Genomic DNA, 20,107 nt, shown 5'->3' on the forward strand with positions numbered 1-20,107 from the left:
GCAATCTCCTGATCAGGATGCCATGGTGCAGGTAGCTGAAAACTACTGGATTTGATTGTATATCAGGCCCAAACCGGAAATAGCGGCCTGAAGGTCGGCCGGAGGGTCCGACCGGAATTCCATCACTTTGCCAGTCACCGGATGCTCGAATGCCAGCCGGCACGCATGCAGCGCCTGACGGCCAAGCCCAGGAGCAGGAGCCCCCCCGTACAACTCGTCGGATACCAGGGGATGGCCAATGAAGGCCATATGGACCCGGATTTGGTGCGTGCGACCGGTGTGCAGCTTGCATTTGACCAGGCAGTGCTCACCGGCACTTTGAAGCAGCGACACCATAGTGGATGCCGACTTCCCGGCATTCTTTTCCAAGTCCACCACGGCCATCCGCAAACGGTTGCGTGGATCCCGCCCAATGGCAGCTTCTACCTGCCGGGTTTTCCCGCCCAGCCAGGCACCGTGGGCCAGTGCGACATATTCCCGGCTCACGTCGCGGGCGGCGATCAGGCCGACCAACTGGTCCATCACCGTCCGCTGCCGGGCGACCACCATCAAACCGCTGGTGTCTTTATCAAGGCGGTGAACAATGCCGGCGCGTGGCAGGAAGACGGCCTGCGGATCATGCGCGAGCAAGCCGTTCAACAAGGTCCCGCTCCAGTTGCCGGGCGCCGGATGCACAACCAGCCCGGCAGGTTTGTTGATCACCATCAGGTAAGCGTCCTCGAACACGATGTCCAGTGCCATCGCTTCAGGCCTGAATGCCTGGCTTTGCGGCGTTGGACGCAACTCAATGGCGAGTTCATCACCAGCCTTGACCTTCGTGGATGTCTTGGTGACTGTAGAGCCCCCGAGTTTCACCATGCCTGAGTCGATCAACTGCTGAAGATACGTGCGCGAGAACTCGGGCACAATGGCGGCCAACGCGCGGTCGAGACGGCTGCCATGGCTTTCGACCGGGACAGCTACCTGCCGCAACTCCACCTCGACAGCCGTATCGCCCTCCTCCAGCGCCTCATCGGGAACCTCCTCAGGCGCAGTAGCGCCCGATATAATCAATTTGCTTTGTTCTGAATCAGTCATCAAGAAGGTCGATTGCAATGTTTTCCACCAAATTATCGGTTGTTCCCAATGCAATGCCGCTTTTTGCAGCCGTTTGCGCTTTATCTTTTGTGATTGCCGGATGCTCGAGCACCCCTGCGCCCGACAAGACGGCCACATGGAGCCCCAACAAGATTTACGCCGAAGCAAAGGATGAGGCCAGCGGCGGGGCCTATGACAAGGCGATCCCGTTGTACGAAAAACTGGAAGGCCGTGCTGCAGGTACCCCCCTCGCCCAGCAAGCGCAGCTTGAGAAAGCTTATGCCCAGTACAAGGGAGGAGAACAAGCCCAGGCCATCGCGACATTGGACCGGTTTATGAGACTGCATCCGGCCAGCCCGGCCCTGGACTATGCGCTGTACCTCAAAGGCCTGGTGAACTTCAATGACAATCTCGGCATTTTCGGGTTTATCTCCCGTCAGGACTTGTCCGAAAGGGACCAAAAAGCAGCCAAGGAATCCTTTGAGTCATTCAGGGATCTTGTGACTCGCTTTCCAGAGTCAAAATACTCGCCGGATGCCCGTCTGCGGATGAGCTATATCGTGAACTCGCTGGCCCAATCCGAAGTGCATGTCGCGCGGTACTATTACTCAAGGGGTGCCTACGTGGCGGCAATCAACCGTGCGCAGAGTGCAATCGCCGACTACCGCGATGTACCCGCATTGGAAGAGGCTACCTTCATTCTTTATAAGTCCTACGAAGCGCTGGGTATGGTTGAATTGCGTGACGATACCCGCCGTATCCTCGAAAAGAGCTACCCGCAAAGCGAATACTTAAGCAAGGGATTCAAGTCGGGAGACAATCCTTGGTACAAGTTCTGGTAAGAGCTTCCAGCCGGTCGAACAGCTCCTCCTCGGATGCCAACCGCCGCATCGGCGGAAGAGCTCTCAGCAAACGCCGCCCATAACCCATGGTTGCCAGGCGGCTGTCGCACACCACCAACACCCCCTGGTCACTTTCTCGGCGTATCAGACGCCCGGCACCCTGCTTGAGAGCCACCGCCGCCTCGGGCAGAAAATAGTCGTTAAAAGCACTGCGTCCTTGTGATTCGAGGAGCTTTGAGCGCGCCTCTGCCAGCGGGTCGTTCGGAGGAGGAAAAGGCAGCTTGTCAATGACAACCAGTTGAAGCGCGTCGCCAGGCACGTCAATGCCCTCCCAAAATGACGCCGAAGCCACCAGCACGCAGCCTTTGCCGCCTTTGGCATTGCCTTCTCGGAAGCGTTCAATCAGCACACGCTTGGGCATGGCCCCCTGAACCAGCACCTCCATGTCCGGCGAATTCAGAAAAACCTCTCTGAGTGCATCACCAATGGTGCGCAAAGCCCGCAGTGTGGTCGTCAAAACCATAGTGCGCCCCCCGAGACGTCTCGACCATCTGGCTGCAGCTTCGGCGACTTTCATGGTGTGCGCGGGGTCTCCCGGTTTGGGGAACACCCCAGGCACATATAACGCCGCCTGCCTCTCGTAATCAAAAGGACTTCCTACCCGCAAGACCTCGGCATCCTCCAGCCCGCAAGGCTTGGTAAACCAGCTGAGCTTGTCGTCATCTCCCAGTGTGGCAGAAGTGAATATCCATGACTTTGCCGAGCCGGCGGAAGCGCCCAGCACTTTGCTTTTCACCGCCTTCGAAATATCCAGCGGCGATTCGACCAGCCGGAGCTGGGTTCCCACGTCAGCCCAGCGCACGCAGCCCGCCTCGCATGCCTGAACGAAGCGCTGGGCGCGTTCCGCCAGCTCCTCGGCACGCTCATGGAGGCGAACGAAATCAGGCGCGATTTCACTGACCGTATCCAGGGCGGCAGAAGCCTGCTCGCAAGACGTGTGAATGACTTGCAACGCACTGGTCCACTCAGCCGCATTCAACCCCTCCGGAGACTCACCCACCCATCGCAGTTTGGTGCCTGGGTACTGTTTCCCGGCACACAGACGCAGCTCGCGCGCAGCGTGCTCGACGGTCGACACCACCTCCTGCCAGTCCACCAGCCCGCGGGCCAGCTGCAGGCCAGTTGCCAGCATGTCCCTTGCAAAATCAAGAAGCTGGCCCGTGGTCAGGTTTGTTCCCAGAAATTGCACACCGGTCTCGTTGAGCTGGTGCGCTTCATCGAAGATGGCGATGCGCACGGAAGGCAGCAACTCAGCGACGCCGGATTCGCGCACCGCCAGATCGGCAAAGAACAGGTGGTGGTTGATCACCACCACGTCGGCAGCCATGGCCTCCCTGCGGGCCAGGTTCACATGACAGGCCCGAAAACGCGGACAGGTGGCGCCCAGGCAGTTTTCACGCGTGGAGGTCACCAGAGGAATCATCGGCGAACGTTCGTCCAGCCCCGGGAGTTCGGCCAGGTCGCCGGTGCGCGTGAGCTTGGACCATTCTTCAATTTTGGCCAGGGCGCGCACGGAAACGCCGTCGGGCAAATAAGCCTCCTGACGCGCCATTTCCATGCGGTGCAGACACAGGTAGCTGGCCCGCCCCTTGAGAAGCGCCGTGCTGACCGGAAGACCCAGCGCCTCCACCAGGCGCGGCAAATCACGACCGAAAAGCTGGTCTTGCAAGGCCTTGGTCGCCGTCGACAACAACACACGCTCGCCGCTCAGCAAAGCGGGGACCAGGTAGGAAAAAGTTTTACCGACGCCGGTGCTGGCCTCGACCACCAAGGGGTATGCACCCTCAATGGCACGCGCCACGGCCAGGGCCATTTCGGTCTGGCCGCTGCGAGGCACAAAATGCTCAGCGGCACGCGACAGGACGCCTCCCGGCGCGAAGGCCTCTTCGACTTCAATCGCAAGGGTCATCAAGCAGGCTCTGGGGGATCCAGCGACAGCTCAAGCTGTGCAATCTGGTCACGAAGCTGCAAACGCCGCTTTTTGAGGCGCCTGAGCAACAACTCGTCAATGGGAAAGGCGTGCGCGGTCAGGTCCACCAGCGCATTGAGATCGGCGTGCTCCATTTTGAGTTCGATCAGCTGGCGTTCCGGGGAATGTAGATTTAAGTCCAAGGTTTTTATCCGTACACGCTGCTTCGCTTGATAATACGTCGATTGCGACCATAAATCGAGCTCGCGCTTGAACGACCACACAATGTCCAAAGGTTATCGAATCACAGCGTCCACCGGTATCCATAAAGGCGATCGGGACTACCAGCAGGATCAGGTCAACCTGTTCAGTCACTCACGCATTCCCGGCTGCATGCTGGGTATCGTGGCGGACGGTATGGGAGGCCGTAGCGGGGGGCGCAAAGCCTCCGATCAGGTCATGTTGACGGCCAAGCAGCTTTTTGAACGTTATGCCCCGGAAACGGACGATGCGCCTGCGATGCTCAAGCAGGTCATTGAAGAGGCCCATATCGTCATCAAATTGACTGCGATCTCGGCTGAGCAGGAACCGCACAGCACGCTGGCGGCATTTCTGATCAACCCGGGTGGGGACTGTCACTGGGTACATACCGGAGACTCCAGGATCTACCATTACCAGGGCAGCAAGCTGGTACACAGGACGGTGGACCATTCGTATGTGCAGACTCTGGTGGACAAAGGCGAGATTACTGAGGAAGAAGCCAATGTTCATCCGCAGTCAAACATCCTGATGGGTTGCCTGGGTACGGAAGATGCGCCACCTATTACCCACCATTTCATCCCGCAACTCCGGCCTGAAGACGTCCTGCTGGCTTGCAGCGATGGGGTCTGGCACTATTTCAGCACCAGTGAAATGGGCTCAGCCCTGTCCATGCTGTCACCCCGTGAAGCCACTGAATTCCTGATTCAGAAAGCACGTTCCCGCGCGCGAGGCGGCGGTGACAATCTCTCGCTGGTGATTGTCAAACTCGAGCCTTTGGCCGCTGAGCCACCGGCCCGCTTAGTCGGGTAAGGGTAAGGACTTCGCTGGCGGCTTGGTCTGCTTCAGACGATCTCTTTCATGCTGGGCTTTGCGCTCCAGCGCCTCCTTTTGGCGGTCGTTGAATTTTTTAGCCTCTTCCGCTGCAACAGCCTGCTTTTCGCTTCTGGACTGGGATTTTTCCTGACCGCTTTTTAATCTGGCAGCGTTCGCGTCACTACTACCTTGCTCACCTGCCTTGGCCGCCGCACGGTCTTCGGTTTTCTTTTTTTCCCGCTCAAGACGAGACTGGGAGTCTTCCAGAGCCTTCGCCCGACGATCCGCGGCTTCCTGCTGTTTCTCCGGTGACGATTTTTCTTCCGTTTTACGGATCTGCTCCGCACCCTTGATGCGGCGTTCCTCGTCATTGAGCGACAGCTCTTGCCGGCGAAGGTCTGCCATGGCTTCGCGCCGCCGGTCATTGACTTTTCCCAGGCAGCTGTTGACGGCAAACCGGTCGTAGCAGGCTGCATCCTCAGCCAAAAATCCTGCTTCCAGCCTGTTGCGTTCGGCGCTGATTCTCGTCCGCTCGGCATCAATGCTTCGCATCTGGTCAGCGGGTGCAGCCGTCTCGACCGTGGACTGCGCATTCGCGAGCACGCTTAAAGCGATGAGAAAACAGGCGGTAACCAGATGCTTCATGTGAGTGTTGTATCCACGTTTCTGCGTTCAAGCGCCAGGAATTCCTTTGACTGCATTTCGTTGAGCCGGGAAACCGTACGGGGGAATTCGTGTACCAGCGGCCCCTCGGTGTACAACGCCTCAGGAGCGACTTCTGCCGACATGATCAACTTGACCCGGCGGTCATACAGCACATCCACCAGCCAGGTAAACCGCCGTGCCTCCGACGCCATACGCACCGGCATATGCGGTACATCGCTTAGCAGCACGGTATGAAACTGCGTGGCTATTTCCAGGTAATCGTTTTGCGAACGCGGACCACCGCACAGCGTCTTGAAGTCAAACCAGACGACCCCCCCCGCCTTGCGCCTGGCCTGGATTTGCCTGGACTCAATCTGCAATACCGGGTTCTCATCCTGAGACTCTGCCAGCGCATTAAAAGTTTCAGTCATTTCAGCATCGGCCTGAAGGCCTAGCGGGGTGTGATAGAGCTTCGCCTGGGCTAACGTGCGCCCGCGGTAGTCCGTCCCGTTGTCAACACTGATGACCTCCAGCTTGGCCTTCAGGAGTTCAATGGCCGGGAGAACACGGTCGCGATGCATGCCATTCGGATACAGCTCGTCCGGCAGAAAGTTGGAAGTTGTGACAAAGCCGACTCCATTGTCAAACAGCGCCGACAACAGACGATGAAGAATCATCGCGTCGGTGATGTCCGCCACATGAAACTCGTCAAAACAGATGAGCCGGTATCGCTTCGCAATGCGCCGGCCCAGCTCATCCAGCGGATTCGCCGTACCCTGAAGGTCCTGCAACTCCCGGTGCACCTCGCGCATGAACTCGTGAAAGTGCAGCCGTACCTTGCGCCTGAGCGGGACAGCCCCGAAAAAGCAGTCCATCAAGAAACTTTTTCCCCTGCCAACGCCTCCGTGCATGTACACGCCACGAGGGATATCAGGCCGGTTTATCAGCTTCTTGATGGCATTGGAGCGCTGCTCCTTGAACGCCGCCCACTCAGAGGCGCAACGCTCAAGCGCTTCGACTGCCCGCAACTGGGCAGGATCGCTTTGATAGCCCCGCGCCGCAAGTTCGGCGTCGTACGCCGAGCGCACCGGTTGATTCACCGACTTCTTGCCTGCGTGCTCAGAAGTTCAAGGTGCGCTTGTCGACTGCCAGCGCGGCTTCCTTGGTCGCTTCGCTCAGGGACGGATGGGCATGGCAGATGCGGGCAATGTCTTCACTGCTGGCCCGGAATTCCATGGCCACCACACATTCGGCGATCAGTTCGCTGGCCATCGGACCGACGATGTGCACGCCGAGAATTTCATCCGTCGCGGCATCGGCCAGCATCTTCACCATGCCAGTCGTGTCACCCAGCGCGCGTGCGCGGCCATTGGCCATGAACGGGAAAGTCCCTGCCTTGTATGCCCGGCCGGCAGCCTTGAGCTGCTCTTCGGTCTGGCCCACCCAGGCGATTTCAGGGTTGGTGTAGATCACCCAGGGAATCGTGTTGAAGTTGACGTGACCATGCTGCCCAGCAATGCGCTCGGCAACCGCAACGCCCTCTTCCTCGGCCTTGTGCGCCAGCATGGGGCCGCGTACCACGTCGCCGATAGCCCAGACATTGGGCAGGCTGGTTTTGCATTCCTCATCCACCACCACGGCGCCGCGCTCGTCGAGCTTCAGGCCAACGGCTTCAGGGTTCAGGCCCTGGGTGTTGGCTACCCGGCCAATGGAGATGATGAGCTTGTCCACTTCCAGGGTCTGGGCTTCGCCCTTGGCATCGGTATAGGCAACACTCACACCTTTCTTGCCGCTCTTGATCTCGCCGACCTTCACGCCGAGCGCGATTTTCAGACCCTGCTTGTCGAATGCTTTCTTTGCTTCCTTGGCGATCTGCTGATCGACTGCGCCCAGGAACGTCGGCAGGCCTTCCAGTACCGTCACGTCTGCACCCAGGCGGCGCCAGACCGAGCCCATTTCCAGGCCGATCACGCCGGAGCCGATCAGGCCCAGCTTCTTGGGCACGGCGCCGATGCGCAGTGCGCCGTCATTCGACAGGATGTTTTCCTCGTCAAATGGTGCCCCCGGGAGAGCGCGGGCGTTGGAACCCGTGGCCACGATGATGTGCTTGCCGGAGATGGTTTCCTCAGCGGCACCGGCGACCTTGACGTCATAGAGGCCGTCTTTTGCAGCGACAAAGGAGCCGCGGCCGTGAAAAAAGGTGACCTTGTTCTTCTTGAACAGGTAGACGATGCCGTCGTTGTTCTGCTTGACGACCGTGTCCTTGCGGGCAAGCATCTTCGTGACATCCAGGCCGAGGCCTTTGACCTCGATGCCATGATCGGCAAAGTGGTGGCTGGCGTGGTCGAAATGTTCGGACGATTGCAGCAGCGCCTTGGACGGAATGCAGCCCACGTTGGTGCAGGTGCCACCCAGGGCCGGGCCACCTTTGGCGTTCTTCCATTCGTCGATACAGGCGACGTTGAAACCCAGTTGGGCGGCGCGAATCGCGGCAATGTAACCGCCGGGGCCGCCACCGATGACGATGACGTCGAATTGTTTAGACATGTTTCTTTATTCCTTCTTGAGTTCAAACGCCCCCGCATGGAGGACGATTCCAAATACACCGGTGCGCGCCTGCAGGCTTTCCTGCTGGGGACCATCGCGGCCAATTTTCACGGTCGTTCCGGGCGTGGTCTTGCAGACAAACAAATGTCTGGCATCGAGGCATTCAATCCCGCCGGCGGCATGCAGCGCGGCCCAGCCAAAGCCCTCGTACTCCTCCGCGAGAAAGCGGCGCAGGAATACGGTTTCCGTAGGGGTCCGCACATCGGCAATGGTCCATCGCGCCAGGTCCGACTGGTATGTTTCAACCAGCTTCCCCGGGTCAGCATCCGGCGCCTTCGCCAATACCAGCCGGGACTCCGCCTGCGAAACACTGACCCATTGCAGCCCGTAGTAACCGCTCCAGTTGTCGCCAGCCGGCGCAGCAGCCGCAGCCAGACCCACGCTCAACGTGCAGGCCAGGCAGGCGACGAGGCGGCGCATCGACAGCCTTAGATGTCGAACAACAGGCGTGCAGGATCTTCCAGCGCTTCTTTCATCGCCACCAGGCCCAGCACAGCTTCACGACCGTCGACGATGCGGTGGTCATAGCTCATTGCCAGGTAGTTCATCGGACGGACCACGATCTGGCCGTTTTCGACCACGGCACGGTCCTTGGTCGCATGCACGCCCAGGATCGCCGACTGCGGCGGGTTGATGATGGGCGTGGACAACATGGAGCCGAAAACACCGCCATTGGAGATCGAGAAAGTACCGCCGGACATTTCTTCAATGCCCAGCTTGCCGTCGCGTGCCTTGGCACCGTATTCGGCAATCTTCTTCTCGATGTCGGCAAAGCTCATCTGGTCTGCATTGCGCAGAATGGGCACCACCAGGCCGCGCGGGGAACCGACGGCGATGCCGATGTCGAAGTAGCCGTGGTAAACGATGTCATTGCCGTCAACCGATGCGTTGAGCACGGGATACTTCTTCAACGCATGCACAGCGGCCTTGACGAAGAAGCTCATGAAGCCGATCTTCACACCGTGTTCTTTTTCAAACTTCTCCTGGAAGCGCTTGCGCATTTCCATCACCGGCGCCATGTTCACTTCATTGAACGTGGTCAGGATGGCGTTGGTGGCCTGCGATTGCAGCAGGCGCTCGGCGATACGCGCGCGCAGGCGGCTCATGGGCACGCGCTGCTCGGGACGGTCACCCAGATCGGAAGGTTTGGCGGAAGCAGCAACCTGCGGCAAGGCCGCAGTAGGCACGCCTGTGGGAATGGCAACAGCAGCGGCCGGCTTGGCACCGCCAGCAGCCGCACCGAGGACGTCGCCCTTGGTAACGCGGCCATCCTTGCCGGTTCCAGGCACCGAACCAGCGGCAAGGTTGTTGTCGGCCATCAGCTTGGCTGCAGCCGGCATGGGAACGCCAGCCATGGAGCCACCGGCTGCGGGTGCAGGCGCGGAGACAACAGCAGCGGCAGGTGCTGCAGCGGCCGCCGCCGGAGCGGCTGCAGGAGCAGCGGCACCCGCTTTGCCTTCGGTGTCGATCCGGGCAATCACCTGATCTGACACCACCGTGCCGCCGTCCGCGACGACCAGCTCGGTCAGCACGCCGGCGGAAGGCGCCGGCACTTCCAGCACCACCTTGTCGGTTTCGATCTCAATCAGGATTTCATCCACCGCGATTGCATCACCGACTTTTTTCTTCCACTGCAGCATGGTGGCCTCGGCCACGGACTCGGACAACTGGGGGACTTTGACTTCTACGATAGCCATGTTGATTCTTTCGGGTTCGTTCTTGTATTCGTGTTCTTGGTTCGGGAAGGGGCGACCTTACTTGGTCAGCACAAAGCCCTTGAGCTTGGCAAACGCGCCGTCCACCAGCGCCTTTTGCTGCTCCTGGTGCAGGTGCGAATAACCCACAGCCGGTGATGCCGAAGCAGCACGGCCGGAATAGCCCAGTTTTTGACCTTCGAACATGTTCTCGTGGATGTAGTGCTGCACAAAGAACCAGGCACCCTGATTTTGTGGCTCGTCCTGGCACCACACGATGTCGGTGGCGTTCGGGTACTTTTTCAGCTCGGCCGCAAAAGCCTTGTGCGGGAACGGATAAAGCTGCTCAACACGAATAATGGCCGTATCGTCAATGCCCTTTTCTTCACGCTTCTTGGCCAGGTCGTAATACACCTTGCCCGAGCACGCGATGATACGCTTGACCTTGTCTGCCTTCTTGTTGATGTCATCCTTGGTCTCGGGGATGATGGTCTGGAACCCACCCTTGGTGAATTCGGACAGCGGCGAGGTGGCGTCCTTGTTACGCAGCAGCGACTTGGGCGTCATGATGACCAGCGGCTTGCGCAGGTTGCGCACCATCTGGCGGCGCAGCACGTGGAAGATCTGGCTGGCGGTCGTCGGTTGCACCACCTGCATGTTGGTATCCGCCGACAGCTGCATGAAACGCTCCAGGCGTGCCGAGCTGTGCTCCGGGCCCTGGCCTTCATAGCCGTGCGGCAGCATCAGGGTGATGCCATTGACGCGGCCCCACTTGACTTCGCCCGAGGCGATGAACTGGTCGATCACGACCTGCGCGCCGTTGGCGAAGTCGCCGAACTGGGCTTCCCAGATCACCAGCGTGTTCGGGTCGTTCGATGCATAGCCGTATTCAAACGCCAGCACCGCCTCTTCAGACAGGATGGAGTCGATGACAACGAACGGAGCCTGGTTGTCGGCCACGTTCTGCAGCGGCACATAGGTACCGGTGTCGAACTTTTCGCGATTCTGGTCGTGAATGACGGCATGGCGGTGCGTGAACGTGCCGCGTCCGCAATCTTCGCCCGACAGGCGCACCGGGTAGCCACTTGCCACCAGTGAGGCAAACGCCATGTGCTCGCCCATGCCCCAGTCCACAGGGACGTCGCCGCGGCCCATGGCTGCGCGGTCGTCATACACCTTCTTGACCAGCTGATGCGGCGTCACGGTCGCGGGGATGGCCGTGATCTTGTCGGCAAGGCGCTTCCACTCGGCCATCGGGATGGCGGTGTCGCCGGCATCGGTCCACTTCTTGCCCAGGTAAGGCACCCAGTCAACCGCATACTTGCTCTTGAAGTTGGTGAGAACCGGATCAAACGTGCTCTTGCCGGCATCCAGCGCGGCGCGCGTGGCCTTGACCATGTCGTCGCCCAGGGTGTCGCCCATGCCCTGCGCCGTCAGTTTGTCGGCGTACAGGCGGCGGGTGCCGGGGTGCTGTGCAATTTTCTTGTACATCAGCGGCTGGGTCAGCGCAGGCGTGTCCTGTTCGTTGTGGCCCAGCTTGCGGAAGCAGATGATGTCGACCACGACATCCTTCTGGAACTCCATGCGGAACTCGAGGGCCAGCTGGGTAGCCAGCACCACGGCTTCCGGGTCATCGCCATTGACGTGCAGCACCGGCGCTTCAATCATCTTGACGACGTCGGAGCAGTACAGCGTCGAGCGACTGTCGCGCGGGTCGCTGGTGGTGAAACCGATCTGGTTGTTGATCACGATGTGCACCGTGCCGCCGGTGAAATAACCGCGGGTTTCGGCCAGCGCCAGCGTTTCCATCACAACGCCCTGCCCTGCAAAAGCGGCATCACCGTGCACCAGCACCGGCAGCACCTGCAGGCCTTTGGGGTCGGCACGGCGATCCATGCGGGCGCGCACCGAGCCTTCAACCACGGGGTTGACGATTTCCAGGTGAGAGGGATTGAAAGCCAAAGTCAGGTGGACCGGGCCGCCAGGGGTGGTCACGTCGGAGCTGAAGCCCTGGTGGTACTTGACGTCGCCGCTGGGCAGGTCTTCAGGTGCGGTGTGGTCGAATTCGGCGAACAGGTCGGCGGGGACTTTGCCCAGGGAATTGACCAGCACATTCAGGCGGCCGCGGTGGGCCATGCCGATCACTATTTCCTGCACGCCCTTGATACCGCCCTGCTGGATCAGCTCATCCATACAGGCGATGAAGCTCTCGCCGCCTTCGAGCGAGAAGCGCTTCTGGCCGACGTACTTGGTGTGCAGGAAACGCTCCAGGCCTTCGGCTGCAGTCAAGCGGTCCAGGATGTGGAGTTTCTTTTCCTTGGTGAAATTGGCTTTGCTGCGAATCGATTCGAGCTTTTGCTGCCACCAGCGCTTGTGGTTCTGGTCGGTCGCATACATGTATTCGGCGCCGATGGTGCCGCAGTAGGTTTCGCGCAGCGCGTTCATGAGCTCGCGCAGGCTCATGGTGTCTTTGCCGAAGAACGTGTTGCTGGTGTTGAACACGGTTTCCTGGTCGGCGTCGCTGAAACCGTAGAAAGACGGCTCCAGTTCGGGAATTTTGTCGCGTTCGGCACGCTTGAGCGGGTCCAGGTCGGCCCAGCGTGCGCCGACGTTGCGGTAGGCGGCGATCAACTGCTGGACGGCCGTGCGCTTGCGGCCCATTTCGGAGTCGGCGCCGCTGGCGACCACAACTTTGGTCTGGCCCTGCTTGGCGCGCTCGGCAAAGGCGTTGACGACCGGCAGGTGTGGAACGTCCTTGGCATTGCTGCCGTCTACGGCGGGGACGTGCTGGAGTGCGTCGAAATACTCGCGCCAGTTGTCGGGCACGCTGCCGGGGTTGGCAAGGTAGTTTTCGTACATCTCTTCGACATAGGGCGCGTTGCCGCCGAAGAGATAAGTGTTGCCTTGATAGGCAGAATAGACAGACGACGCTGCCGGGTTGGAACTCATATCCGCTGACCTCCGTTTCCCTTTGGGAAACATTAGCTGGTTAAAGCTTGTTAATTAACCTTCCGCAACACGGCTGGACCGATTAGCGGATGCGACTGTGGCAGGAAGGGCCTTCAGAAACAACCCAGATTGTGCCACCGAACTGTGACAGCGGAAAGACGGTGCTCATGACCATACCTGAAAAGGCCATGGTTTCTGCGCACCCCAACGCTCTCACATACCTCTTACATGCTCTCACATGCGTTGAAGTTACTGCTGTATTTGGGGGCTGAAAGTCAGACGGCAAGGCCCGGATTTCCGGTCACACCCACAAGCCGCGGAGTGTTGGGTTTGACAGGTTGAATGACCTTTTTGGCCTTCAGGTAGCTTTCCACCACCTCCCAGACCGGAGGGCCGGCATTTTTGCTAGCCTCCGCCACCGGCGCCCAGCCAGCCACCTTGTAGGTCTTGCCGGCTTCGATGGGCTTGCCGCCCAGACGCATGTCCTGGATGCGTTCACCCATTTTGGCGCCGGGCTCGCAGGTGTAGGTCAAACCGCCCACACGCACCATGTCGCCGCCCTGCTGGTAATACGGGTCGGGGTTGAACAGGTTGTCGCCCACGTCCTCCAGGATGGTCTTGATCATGTCGCCGCGCATGTCCGTCAGCGTGGTCCAGGGATACGTGATCGCGGTCTGGTCCATCACATGCTCGCGCGTGATGGCCTGGCCGGGCAGCAACGAAGTTCCCCAGCGGAATCCGGGCGAAAAGGCGATCTCGGCGCCGCGCACATCCATCAGAGCATCCAGAATCAACTGGTCAAAACTGCCGTTGAAATTACCCCGGCGGTACAGCGTGCCTTCCGTCACCGCCAGTTTTTCACCCAGTTTGGCGGTGTAAGGCGCCCTCACCTTGTCGATCAGCGCATTCATGGCTGCGTCCGCGGGCAAAAAGTTGGCAAACACCGGCAGCAAGCGGTATTTAAAGCCGGCGACCTTGCCGTCCTTGACGTCGAGGTCCAGCACGCCCAGGAACTTGCCATTGCTGCCGGCGTTGGTCACGATGGTCTGCCCGCCCGGGTTTTTGACGATGACAGGCACCGGCACGCCGTCGTGGGTGTGGCCGCCCAGAATTGCGTCGATCCCCGTGACGCGCGAGGCCATCTTGAGGTCCACATCCATGCCATTGTGGCTGAGCAGCACCACGGCCTGCGCACCCTTGGCGCGTGCCTCGTTCACGGTTTCCTGCATTTCGCTTTCGCGAATTCCGAAAGTCCAGTTCGGCGTGAGCCAGCCAGGGTTGGCAATCGGCGTGTAGGGAAAAGCCTGGCCGACGATGGCGACGGGCACGCCATTCATTTCCTTGATGACGTAGGGCTTGAACACCGGGTCGCCAAAGTCGCTGGTTTTGACGTTTTGCGCAATAAAGTCGACCTTGCCGGCAAAGTCCTGCTCGACGATTTTTTTGATGCGCTCTTCGCCATAGGTGAAGTCCCAATGGCCCGTCATCACATCCACGCCCAACAGCCTGGCTGCATCCACCATGTCCTGGCCCTGCGTCCAGAGCGCCGTAGCGCTACCCTGCCAGGTATCGCCGCCATCCAGCAGCAAGGCGCCGGGGCGGCCAGCCTTCAGCTGCTTCACCAGCGTCGCAAGGTGTGCGAAACCGCCCACCTTGCCGTACTGGCGCGCGGCCCGCTCGAAGTTCAGGAAGGTCAACGCATGCGCCTCGGGCGTACCCGACTTCAGGCTGGCAGCCTTCAGCAAATGTTCGCCCACCAGGTGCGGCGCCTGCCCGCGCATCGCACCCACGCCCAGGTTGACGGAAGGTTCTCGAAAGTAGATCGGCAGCAGCTGGGCATGGCAATCGGTCATGTGCAGCAAGTGCACATTGCCAGTACGGGGCAGTTCGTACAAGCTGGCGGCCTGGACGGCGCCGGCCTCACGCAAAGGAAAACCGGCAGCCAGCGCAGCGGCCATGACACTTGCAAACTCTCGGCGGGACAGGTTCATGGCGTTGGTCATCCTGCCCGGCTACCCAGGCAAAGTATCAAGTTGCTATCAATTCAGGAGCTGCTTGCGCCCGCCACTATTGGCCTGGCGGCATAAAGAACTCAGATTAGTTGTTGATGGGCGAGTTCGGATCCAGCAGCAGCGCCATCACGTCACGGATCTGCTGCTCGTTCAGGATGGCAGCATGGCCAAACCTCGGCATGTCGGAACACGCGTTGTAAGCCTTGGCGTTCCACAGCTTGCCCCAGGTGTACTCCACGATGGGTTTGCTCTCGGGCGACGCCGGATTGCTTACGCCGCGCAGCTTGCCGTAGTTGTAAAGGCTGGGGCCGATGGAGCCGAAAGACAGTTCAGCCTTGCTGATCTGGTGGCAGTTGTAGCAGCTGCCGCCATTGGCTTCGCCGGGCTTGTCGCTCCAGGTCAGGCCGCGGCCGTTCTGCGCAATTTTTTCGCCTTCGCTCCAGCTGCCGAGGTACTTGCCATCGGAAGGCAGTTTCACGGTTTTGAGGTTGGCTTCTTCAATGGCTTTGGCTGCTTTTTCCTCCAGCGGCTTGCCGGCGGCTTCCGAGCAGGCCTGGTTGGAAGCGTCCAGCGTCAGGCGGTCCATCTTCGCGATGCCCTGCTCACGGAAGGAACTTTTCAGCACCTGCTGGGTGGCTTCGTCTACCTCCTGCGCCGTGGGCGCAATGGCGCAGCTGGACAGGAAAAAGGCCGTCGATGCCAGACAGGCGGTGGACAGTGCGGCTTTGGTGTAAATCGTGTTCATCAGTTCTCTCCTGCCTGATTAGCGTTTGAGGGCCGGCGCAATGGAAGCACCGCCCTTGCTGTTGACGCCCATGTACACCCCCAGGGCGATGGTGGCATCAGAGGCGTAGCCCGGGAAAGGGAAACGCTGCTGGCGATAGCAGTCATTCAGGCGGCGCTGCATGCTCCACAGGTCACCGCTGGAGACACGGTAGGCCGGCCAGGCGCCGAAACCGTTGCCGGCGCCGGGCTGTTTGGTGAGGTTGGGCAAATCCTGCAGGCGGACACGCTTGTTGTCCTCGCCATGACACGATGCGCAGGAAAAGTCGTAGGGCCCACCGCGCAGGTAAAACACTTTTTTACCGACTTCGTACATCAGCTTTTCCTTGGCGTGCGACTGCGGCACCTTGAAGGTCATGTCGCGCGATTCACCCGAGATATAGGCCACCAGCGACTCGATGGATTTCTGCTCACCCACGCCGAAAGGGGTTTTGGCGATCTCGGCGGCATTAAAACCCTGCAGCTGCTCCATGCAGGTCAGCAGGCGCGACTCCATGTCCTGCACCCGCTGGGTATCGGCAAAGAAACGCGGCAGCTCGACGAAAGCACCTTTCACCACGCCCGGGCCCTTGCCCAGGTCGCATTTTTCAAGCGAGGCATTTTTGGGGCCGCGCGCCTGTTTCCAGAGTGCCTCGCCACGGGCTTCGTACAGCTCGGCCGGGTTGCCGTCAGCCAGCATGGCGCGGTATTCGGCAATACCTTCAGCGGTGCTCTTTTGCGCCGCCGCAGGCAATGACAAGGTGGCCATGGCGGCCAGGGCCGCCAGCCCAAACAGGCTCAACTTCATCGTGGACTCCTCAAATATCATTGTGGGGCAGCCAATGTGCCGCTGCGGGAAAACGGCCGGGATTCAGGCAATGACGGCTTCGTCGGTGCGCTTGTCGCCGTGGTTGTCGACCCAGCTGACCGCGATCTTGTCGCCGGCCTTGCCGCCCTTGAAGCTGAACTGCACAAAAGGGTTCTTGGACACGGCCGTGCCCCACTGCGCGCTCATCACGGTCTTGCCGTTCCAGGTGGCGCTGATGTTCTGGATAAACCAGGCCGGGACGGTCTTGCCGGCCGCGTCCTTGCGCTGGCCGCTTTCCATTTCGTGGCTCACCAGCACGCGCACGGTGGTTTTATCGCCTTGGGCCTGCGCCCGGATTCGCATCGGTTCTGACATTTTTTCTCCTTCAATCCTTAAATTCTCTTAGCAACGTTGCCGGCGTAGCGAGCGGCTGTCAGCCTAGGCGCGGGTGGCTGGAAACCGGAGCGACCTTGAGGGTCGTGAGGATTTCCGGACGGGCCCCGCAACGACGGATCACAGCCGCGCAGTAGCCGGTTAACCGCCGCAACCGCCCAAAGTGACCTTCACTTCCTTCACTGCATAAAAGTACTTGTCACCGGCCTTCGCCAGCGCGTAAACATTGGAGGACTGGCCCATCTTGATGTTGGTCGAGACGTTGGCGTCGGTGCCGGCGGGAATCTCAAACATGGCAGCCAGCGCGCTGGGGTTCTTTTCGACAACGAGCGCAATTTGGGTGGTGTTGGCAATGTTGCTTTGCGCGCCGACACGCACCACATTGCCGTTCTCGGCAATTTCAGGCGCCTGCAGCAGCAGGTCCTTGCTTTCAACCGGAGCGCTGGTCGCGCCCATGGCCTTGGCGGCATCGGCCAGGGACTTGCTGTCAAAAGCGGCCTTGTTCCAGCCTGGCGCGTTTTGCGCGTGGGCCGGGTTCAGCCCGGTGGCCGCTACCAGCACCAGCGCAGTGGCGCCAGAACTGCTGGCCAGAAAATCACGACGTTCCATGGTGAACTCCTTTTTTATATAACTTGAATGTCTGAAAAACTAACAACGATTGGACACAAAAACGTCAAGCCGCGGAACGGTACTTATCCCGAGCATGCTGTCAAAAAAATTGAAGCCGGCTGTCTCGACATCGTCAATTTCCATGCACCTCATTTTGACGCGCCCTGAGCCAGCCATTGGGAAATCTGCGCCGACTCCGCCGCACTCAGTGCCTGCGGCGGCATGGGGATTGCCCCCCAGACACCCTGCCCTCCGGCCTTGATTTTGCCCGAGAGGTAAACCGTCGCATCGGCGCGGTCTTTATATTTGTTGGCTATATCCTTGAAGGATGGCCCCACCAGCTTGCTGTCCATGCCATGGCAGGCGGTGCAGGTATTTTTTTGCAGCAACGGCATGACGGACGCAACGCCGGGCGCGGCGGTTTTAACGACAGCTGGCGGCTGCACAGCAGCAACCGGCGTGGAGTTTGCTATCTTTTCAGGAGCTGCTTGCGCACGTCCTGTCTGGTTTAGGGCCGTATTTGATTCAACTATTGCGGCCATTGGCGGCCGGGTGGTGTCCACACCCCGGCTGGCGCCCACCATCCGCGACTGCTCGGCCAGGTTGCCATGGGCGTTGCGCGCGTAGTCAGGCAAAAAGCTTTTGACCACCACCTCGCCGGCGCAATTTTTCATGCAGGCCGAGCCCTGGACATCGGGGCGCGCCGTGCCGCCCAGCTCCTTGCCCGGCCACATCGCGTGCGACGTCGTCATGCCGTTGCGGTTCGGCAAACGGGCCTGTACGTCGCGGATGTTCGCGTCCGACAAGGTGAAGTTGTCGGGCAGGATATTGCCCAGGTTCAGGATGTAGGCAGTGACGGCATAAACCTCGTCGGCCGTCAATGTTTTCGGGGCGTTCCAGGGCATGGCGCGGTTAATGTAGTCCCAGAGCGTCGACAGCGTGGAGACTTTCATCAACGTGGTGCGGTTCGGCTGGTTGGAGCCAGGCATCAAGCCGTCCACACGGCCATTCTTGATGTCGTCGGCCGTGATGCCGCCGGCAATCGGCGTGAACACTTCGGACGACTCGGCAAAACTGCCGTGGCAGGACGCGCATTGCGCCTCCCAGATCACTTCACCTTGCCGCACGGAGCCCTGCCCTTTGGGCAGGCCCTTGAAGTCGGGCCGCACATCGATGTCCCAGGCCTTGACTTCCGCTGGTGTCGCCGTGCGCCCGATGCCGGAGAGAACCGCCGGTTTGTCAGCAGCCGCAGCCCATTGGGTGACACCCGCCAGCAGCAGTGAGCCCATCGCAACGCGAACGCCATGAGAAACGGACAAAGCCTTAGATCTGGACATTTTTCACCTCGCCGTTTTCTTCCAGCGACCACGACTGGATGGCGTTGTTGTGATAAATGCTGCGGGACGCTCGCACTTTGCGCAGTTCGTTGTACGTCGGCTGGATCTGGCCGGTCTCGTCAACAGCGCGGCTCTGGAAAATGGCGGGTTTGCCGTCCCATACAAAATCGGCATTAAAACGCGTGAGGCATTTGGCCAGCACCGGCCCCTCCAGGCGCGCCGGCGCCCAGTTGCGCCCACCGTCCACGGAAACGTCCACACGTTTGATCTTGCCCCGGCCGCTCCAGGCCAGGCCCGTGACGTTGTGAAAGCCCTTTTGCAGCAGCACCTGCCCGCCGCTGGGCGAGGTCACCACGCTTTTGACTTCCTGGATGCTGGTGTATTGCCGGTGCAGGCCGCTGGGCTGCAAGTCAACGTAATGGATCGTCTCATCCTTGGCGCCATAAGGCATGTCGCCCACCTCGATGCGCCGCAGGTATTTGATCCAGCTAACCCCCTGCACGCCAGGCACTACGAGCCGAAGCGGGTAGCCGTTCTCAGGACGCAGCATTTCACCGTTTTGCCCATAGGCCACCAGCACTTCGCCGCTCATCACCAGGCTCATGGGAATGGTGCGGGTCATGCCTGAGCCATCGGCTCCCTCAGCCAGGATAAACTTCGCGCGCTTGAGGTCGGCGCCGCACAGCTCCAGCAGGGTCCGCAAAGGGACGCCGGTGAATTCGCTGCAGCTCAGCATGCCGTGGGTGTACTGCACCGTTGGCACCGCCGCATTGCCCCACTCCATGCCGGTGTTGGCGCCGCATTCGATGAAGTGCATGCGGCTGACGTTCGGCAGGCGCATCAGCTCATCCATGCTGAAGACCATGGGGCGTTTGAGCATGGCGTCATCGGAGCCGTTCACCATCAGCCGGTGTTTCGAAGGGTCGATGTCCCACCAGCCCTGGTGGTGGCGCTCAAAGTGCAGGCCGCTGGGCGTGATGATGCCGAAGAGACCCTGCAAAGGGCAAAAGCTCACGCTGGCCTGGCCGATGCGGGTAAGGCCCGGGCTTTCGCGGCGCTGCAGGTTTTTTTCCCATTCGCTGGGCAGGCCGTAACCACGGGCCGCCACGGGCTGGCCCAGTCCCTTGCTGTGGGCGGGAAGGTTCAGGATATTGGTATCGCCTTCCGGAGTCGCTGCCCGTGCCTGGCCCACCGCCGCCACCCCGGCTGACGCAGCCGCAAACGCCCCGGCCAGAAAACCGCGGCGCCCGGCGCGCACGTCCGCTATTTGCGCTCCTGAGAGGAAATTCTCCGGTGCGCGCTGTATGAAACGGCTCAGCATAAAAGGCG

18 protein-coding genes are annotated in these 20,107 nt (G+C 60.3%); 2 read left to right on the forward strand and 16 right to left on the reverse strand.

Annotation, left to right across the window (positions count from 1 at the left end):
- Positions 1-42: 42 nt before the first annotated feature.
- Positions 43-1,077, reverse strand: coding sequence for an RluA family pseudouridine synthase (locus tag AC1DVV_RS07955; protein WP_457280665.1), 1,035 nt, complete (start codon positions 1,075-1,077; stop codon positions 43-45).
- 17 nt (positions 1,078-1,094) lie between these two features.
- Here AC1DVV_RS07955 and AC1DVV_RS07960 point away from each other — a divergent pair, with 17 nt between their 5' ends.
- The gene (locus AC1DVV_RS07960) at positions 1,095-1,919 is read left to right on the forward strand and encodes an outer membrane protein assembly factor BamD (protein ID WP_457280664.1); all 825 of its coding nucleotides are present in this window, start codon (positions 1,095-1,097) and stop codon (positions 1,917-1,919) included.
- Here the strand turns inward: AC1DVV_RS07960 and AC1DVV_RS07965 are convergent.
- Complete coding sequence (locus AC1DVV_RS07965) at positions 1,882-3,888, reverse strand: ATP-dependent DNA helicase (RefSeq protein WP_477702474.1); 2,007 nt, start codon at positions 3,886-3,888, stop codon at positions 1,882-1,884. The two genes, AC1DVV_RS07960 and AC1DVV_RS07965, sit on opposite strands and share 38 nt — an antisense overlap.
- Entirely contained in the window at positions 3,888-4,091 is a 204-nt protein-coding gene (locus tag AC1DVV_RS07970; RefSeq protein ID WP_457280662.1) for a DUF465 domain-containing protein, read from the reverse strand. Before AC1DVV_RS07970 ends, AC1DVV_RS07965 begins: the two co-directional genes overlap by 1 nt.
- An 82-nt stretch (positions 4,092-4,173) precedes the next feature.
- Here AC1DVV_RS07970 and AC1DVV_RS07975 point away from each other — a divergent pair, with 82 nt between their 5' ends.
- Positions 4,174-4,959: a PP2C family protein-serine/threonine phosphatase gene (locus AC1DVV_RS07975; protein ID WP_457280983.1), complete on the forward strand. Its 786-nt coding sequence runs from the start codon at positions 4,174-4,176 to the stop codon at positions 4,957-4,959.
- On the opposite strand, the gene AC1DVV_RS07980 is transcribed toward AC1DVV_RS07975, so the two are convergent.
- The 13 genes from AC1DVV_RS07980 to soxC all read right to left on the reverse strand — a co-directional run bounded on the left by AC1DVV_RS07980 (position 4,948) and on the right by soxC (position 20,099).
- The gene (locus AC1DVV_RS07980; RefSeq protein WP_457280661.1) at positions 4,948-5,607 is read right to left on the reverse strand and encodes a hypothetical protein; all 660 of its coding nucleotides are present in this window, start codon (positions 5,605-5,607) and stop codon (positions 4,948-4,950) included. The two genes, AC1DVV_RS07975 and AC1DVV_RS07980, sit on opposite strands and share 12 nt — an antisense overlap.
- Positions 5,604-6,707 carry a cell division protein ZapE gene (gene zapE, locus AC1DVV_RS07985; RefSeq protein WP_457280660.1) on the reverse strand — a complete coding sequence of 368 codons (1,104 nt, stop codon included), beginning with the start codon at positions 6,705-6,707 and terminating at the stop codon, positions 5,604-5,606. Before zapE ends, AC1DVV_RS07980 begins: the two co-directional genes overlap by 4 nt.
- A 19-nt stretch (positions 6,708-6,726) precedes the next feature.
- The gene (lpdA, locus tag AC1DVV_RS07990; RefSeq protein WP_457280659.1) at positions 6,727-8,154 is read right to left on the reverse strand and encodes a dihydrolipoyl dehydrogenase; all 1,428 of its coding nucleotides are present in this window, start codon (positions 8,152-8,154) and stop codon (positions 6,727-6,729) included.
- Positions 8,155-8,160: 6 nt separating this feature from the next.
- Positions 8,161-8,634 carry a hypothetical protein gene (locus AC1DVV_RS07995; protein WP_457280658.1) on the reverse strand — a complete coding sequence of 158 codons (474 nt, stop codon included), beginning with the start codon at positions 8,632-8,634 and terminating at the stop codon, positions 8,161-8,163.
- 8 nt (positions 8,635-8,642) lie between these two features.
- Positions 8,643-9,911 carry a 2-oxoglutarate dehydrogenase complex dihydrolipoyllysine-residue succinyltransferase gene (gene odhB, locus AC1DVV_RS08000; protein ID WP_457280657.1) on the reverse strand — a complete coding sequence of 423 codons (1,269 nt, stop codon included), beginning with the start codon at positions 9,909-9,911 and terminating at the stop codon, positions 8,643-8,645.
- A 57-nt stretch (positions 9,912-9,968) separates the two neighbouring features.
- On the reverse strand, positions 9,969-12,857 hold the full coding sequence (locus tag AC1DVV_RS08005; RefSeq protein ID WP_477702473.1) for a 2-oxoglutarate dehydrogenase E1 component: 2,889 nt from the start codon (positions 12,855-12,857) through the stop codon (positions 9,969-9,971).
- Positions 12,858-13,132: 275 nt separating this feature from the next.
- Complete coding sequence (soxB, locus tag AC1DVV_RS08010; RefSeq protein WP_477702472.1) at positions 13,133-14,848, reverse strand: thiosulfohydrolase SoxB; 1,716 nt, start codon at positions 14,846-14,848, stop codon at positions 13,133-13,135.
- A gap of 106 nt (positions 14,849-14,954) precedes the next feature.
- Positions 14,955-15,614, reverse strand: coding sequence for a sulfur oxidation c-type cytochrome SoxX (gene soxX / locus AC1DVV_RS08015; protein WP_477702471.1), 660 nt, complete (start codon positions 15,612-15,614; stop codon positions 14,955-14,957).
- 18 nt (positions 15,615-15,632) lie between these two features.
- Positions 15,633-16,439 (reverse strand): sulfur oxidation c-type cytochrome SoxA, encoded by an 807-nt coding sequence (soxA, locus tag AC1DVV_RS08020; protein WP_477665902.1) that lies wholly within the window; start codon positions 16,437-16,439, stop codon positions 15,633-15,635.
- A 63-nt stretch (positions 16,440-16,502) separates the two neighbouring features.
- The gene (gene soxZ / locus AC1DVV_RS08025; RefSeq protein ID WP_457280652.1) at positions 16,503-16,814 is read right to left on the reverse strand and encodes a thiosulfate oxidation carrier complex protein SoxZ; all 312 of its coding nucleotides are present in this window, start codon (positions 16,812-16,814) and stop codon (positions 16,503-16,505) included.
- 159 nt (positions 16,815-16,973) lie between these two features.
- Entirely contained in the window at positions 16,974-17,441 is a 468-nt protein-coding gene (gene soxY / locus AC1DVV_RS08030; protein WP_457280651.1) for a thiosulfate oxidation carrier protein SoxY, read from the reverse strand.
- Between the two features lie 149 nt (positions 17,442-17,590).
- Positions 17,591-18,778, reverse strand: a complete 1,188-nt coding sequence (locus AC1DVV_RS08035; protein WP_477690092.1) for a c-type cytochrome — start codon at positions 18,776-18,778, stop codon at positions 17,591-17,593.
- Positions 18,765-20,099, reverse strand: a complete 1,335-nt coding sequence (soxC, locus tag AC1DVV_RS08040; protein WP_477702469.1) for a sulfite dehydrogenase — start codon at positions 20,097-20,099, stop codon at positions 18,765-18,767. The genes AC1DVV_RS08035 and soxC overlap by 14 nt, the downstream gene beginning before the upstream one ends.
- Positions 20,100-20,107 lie beyond the last annotated feature (8 nt).

The sequence above is a fragment of the Polaromonas sp. P3_B4 genome (genome assembly GCF_056402835.1).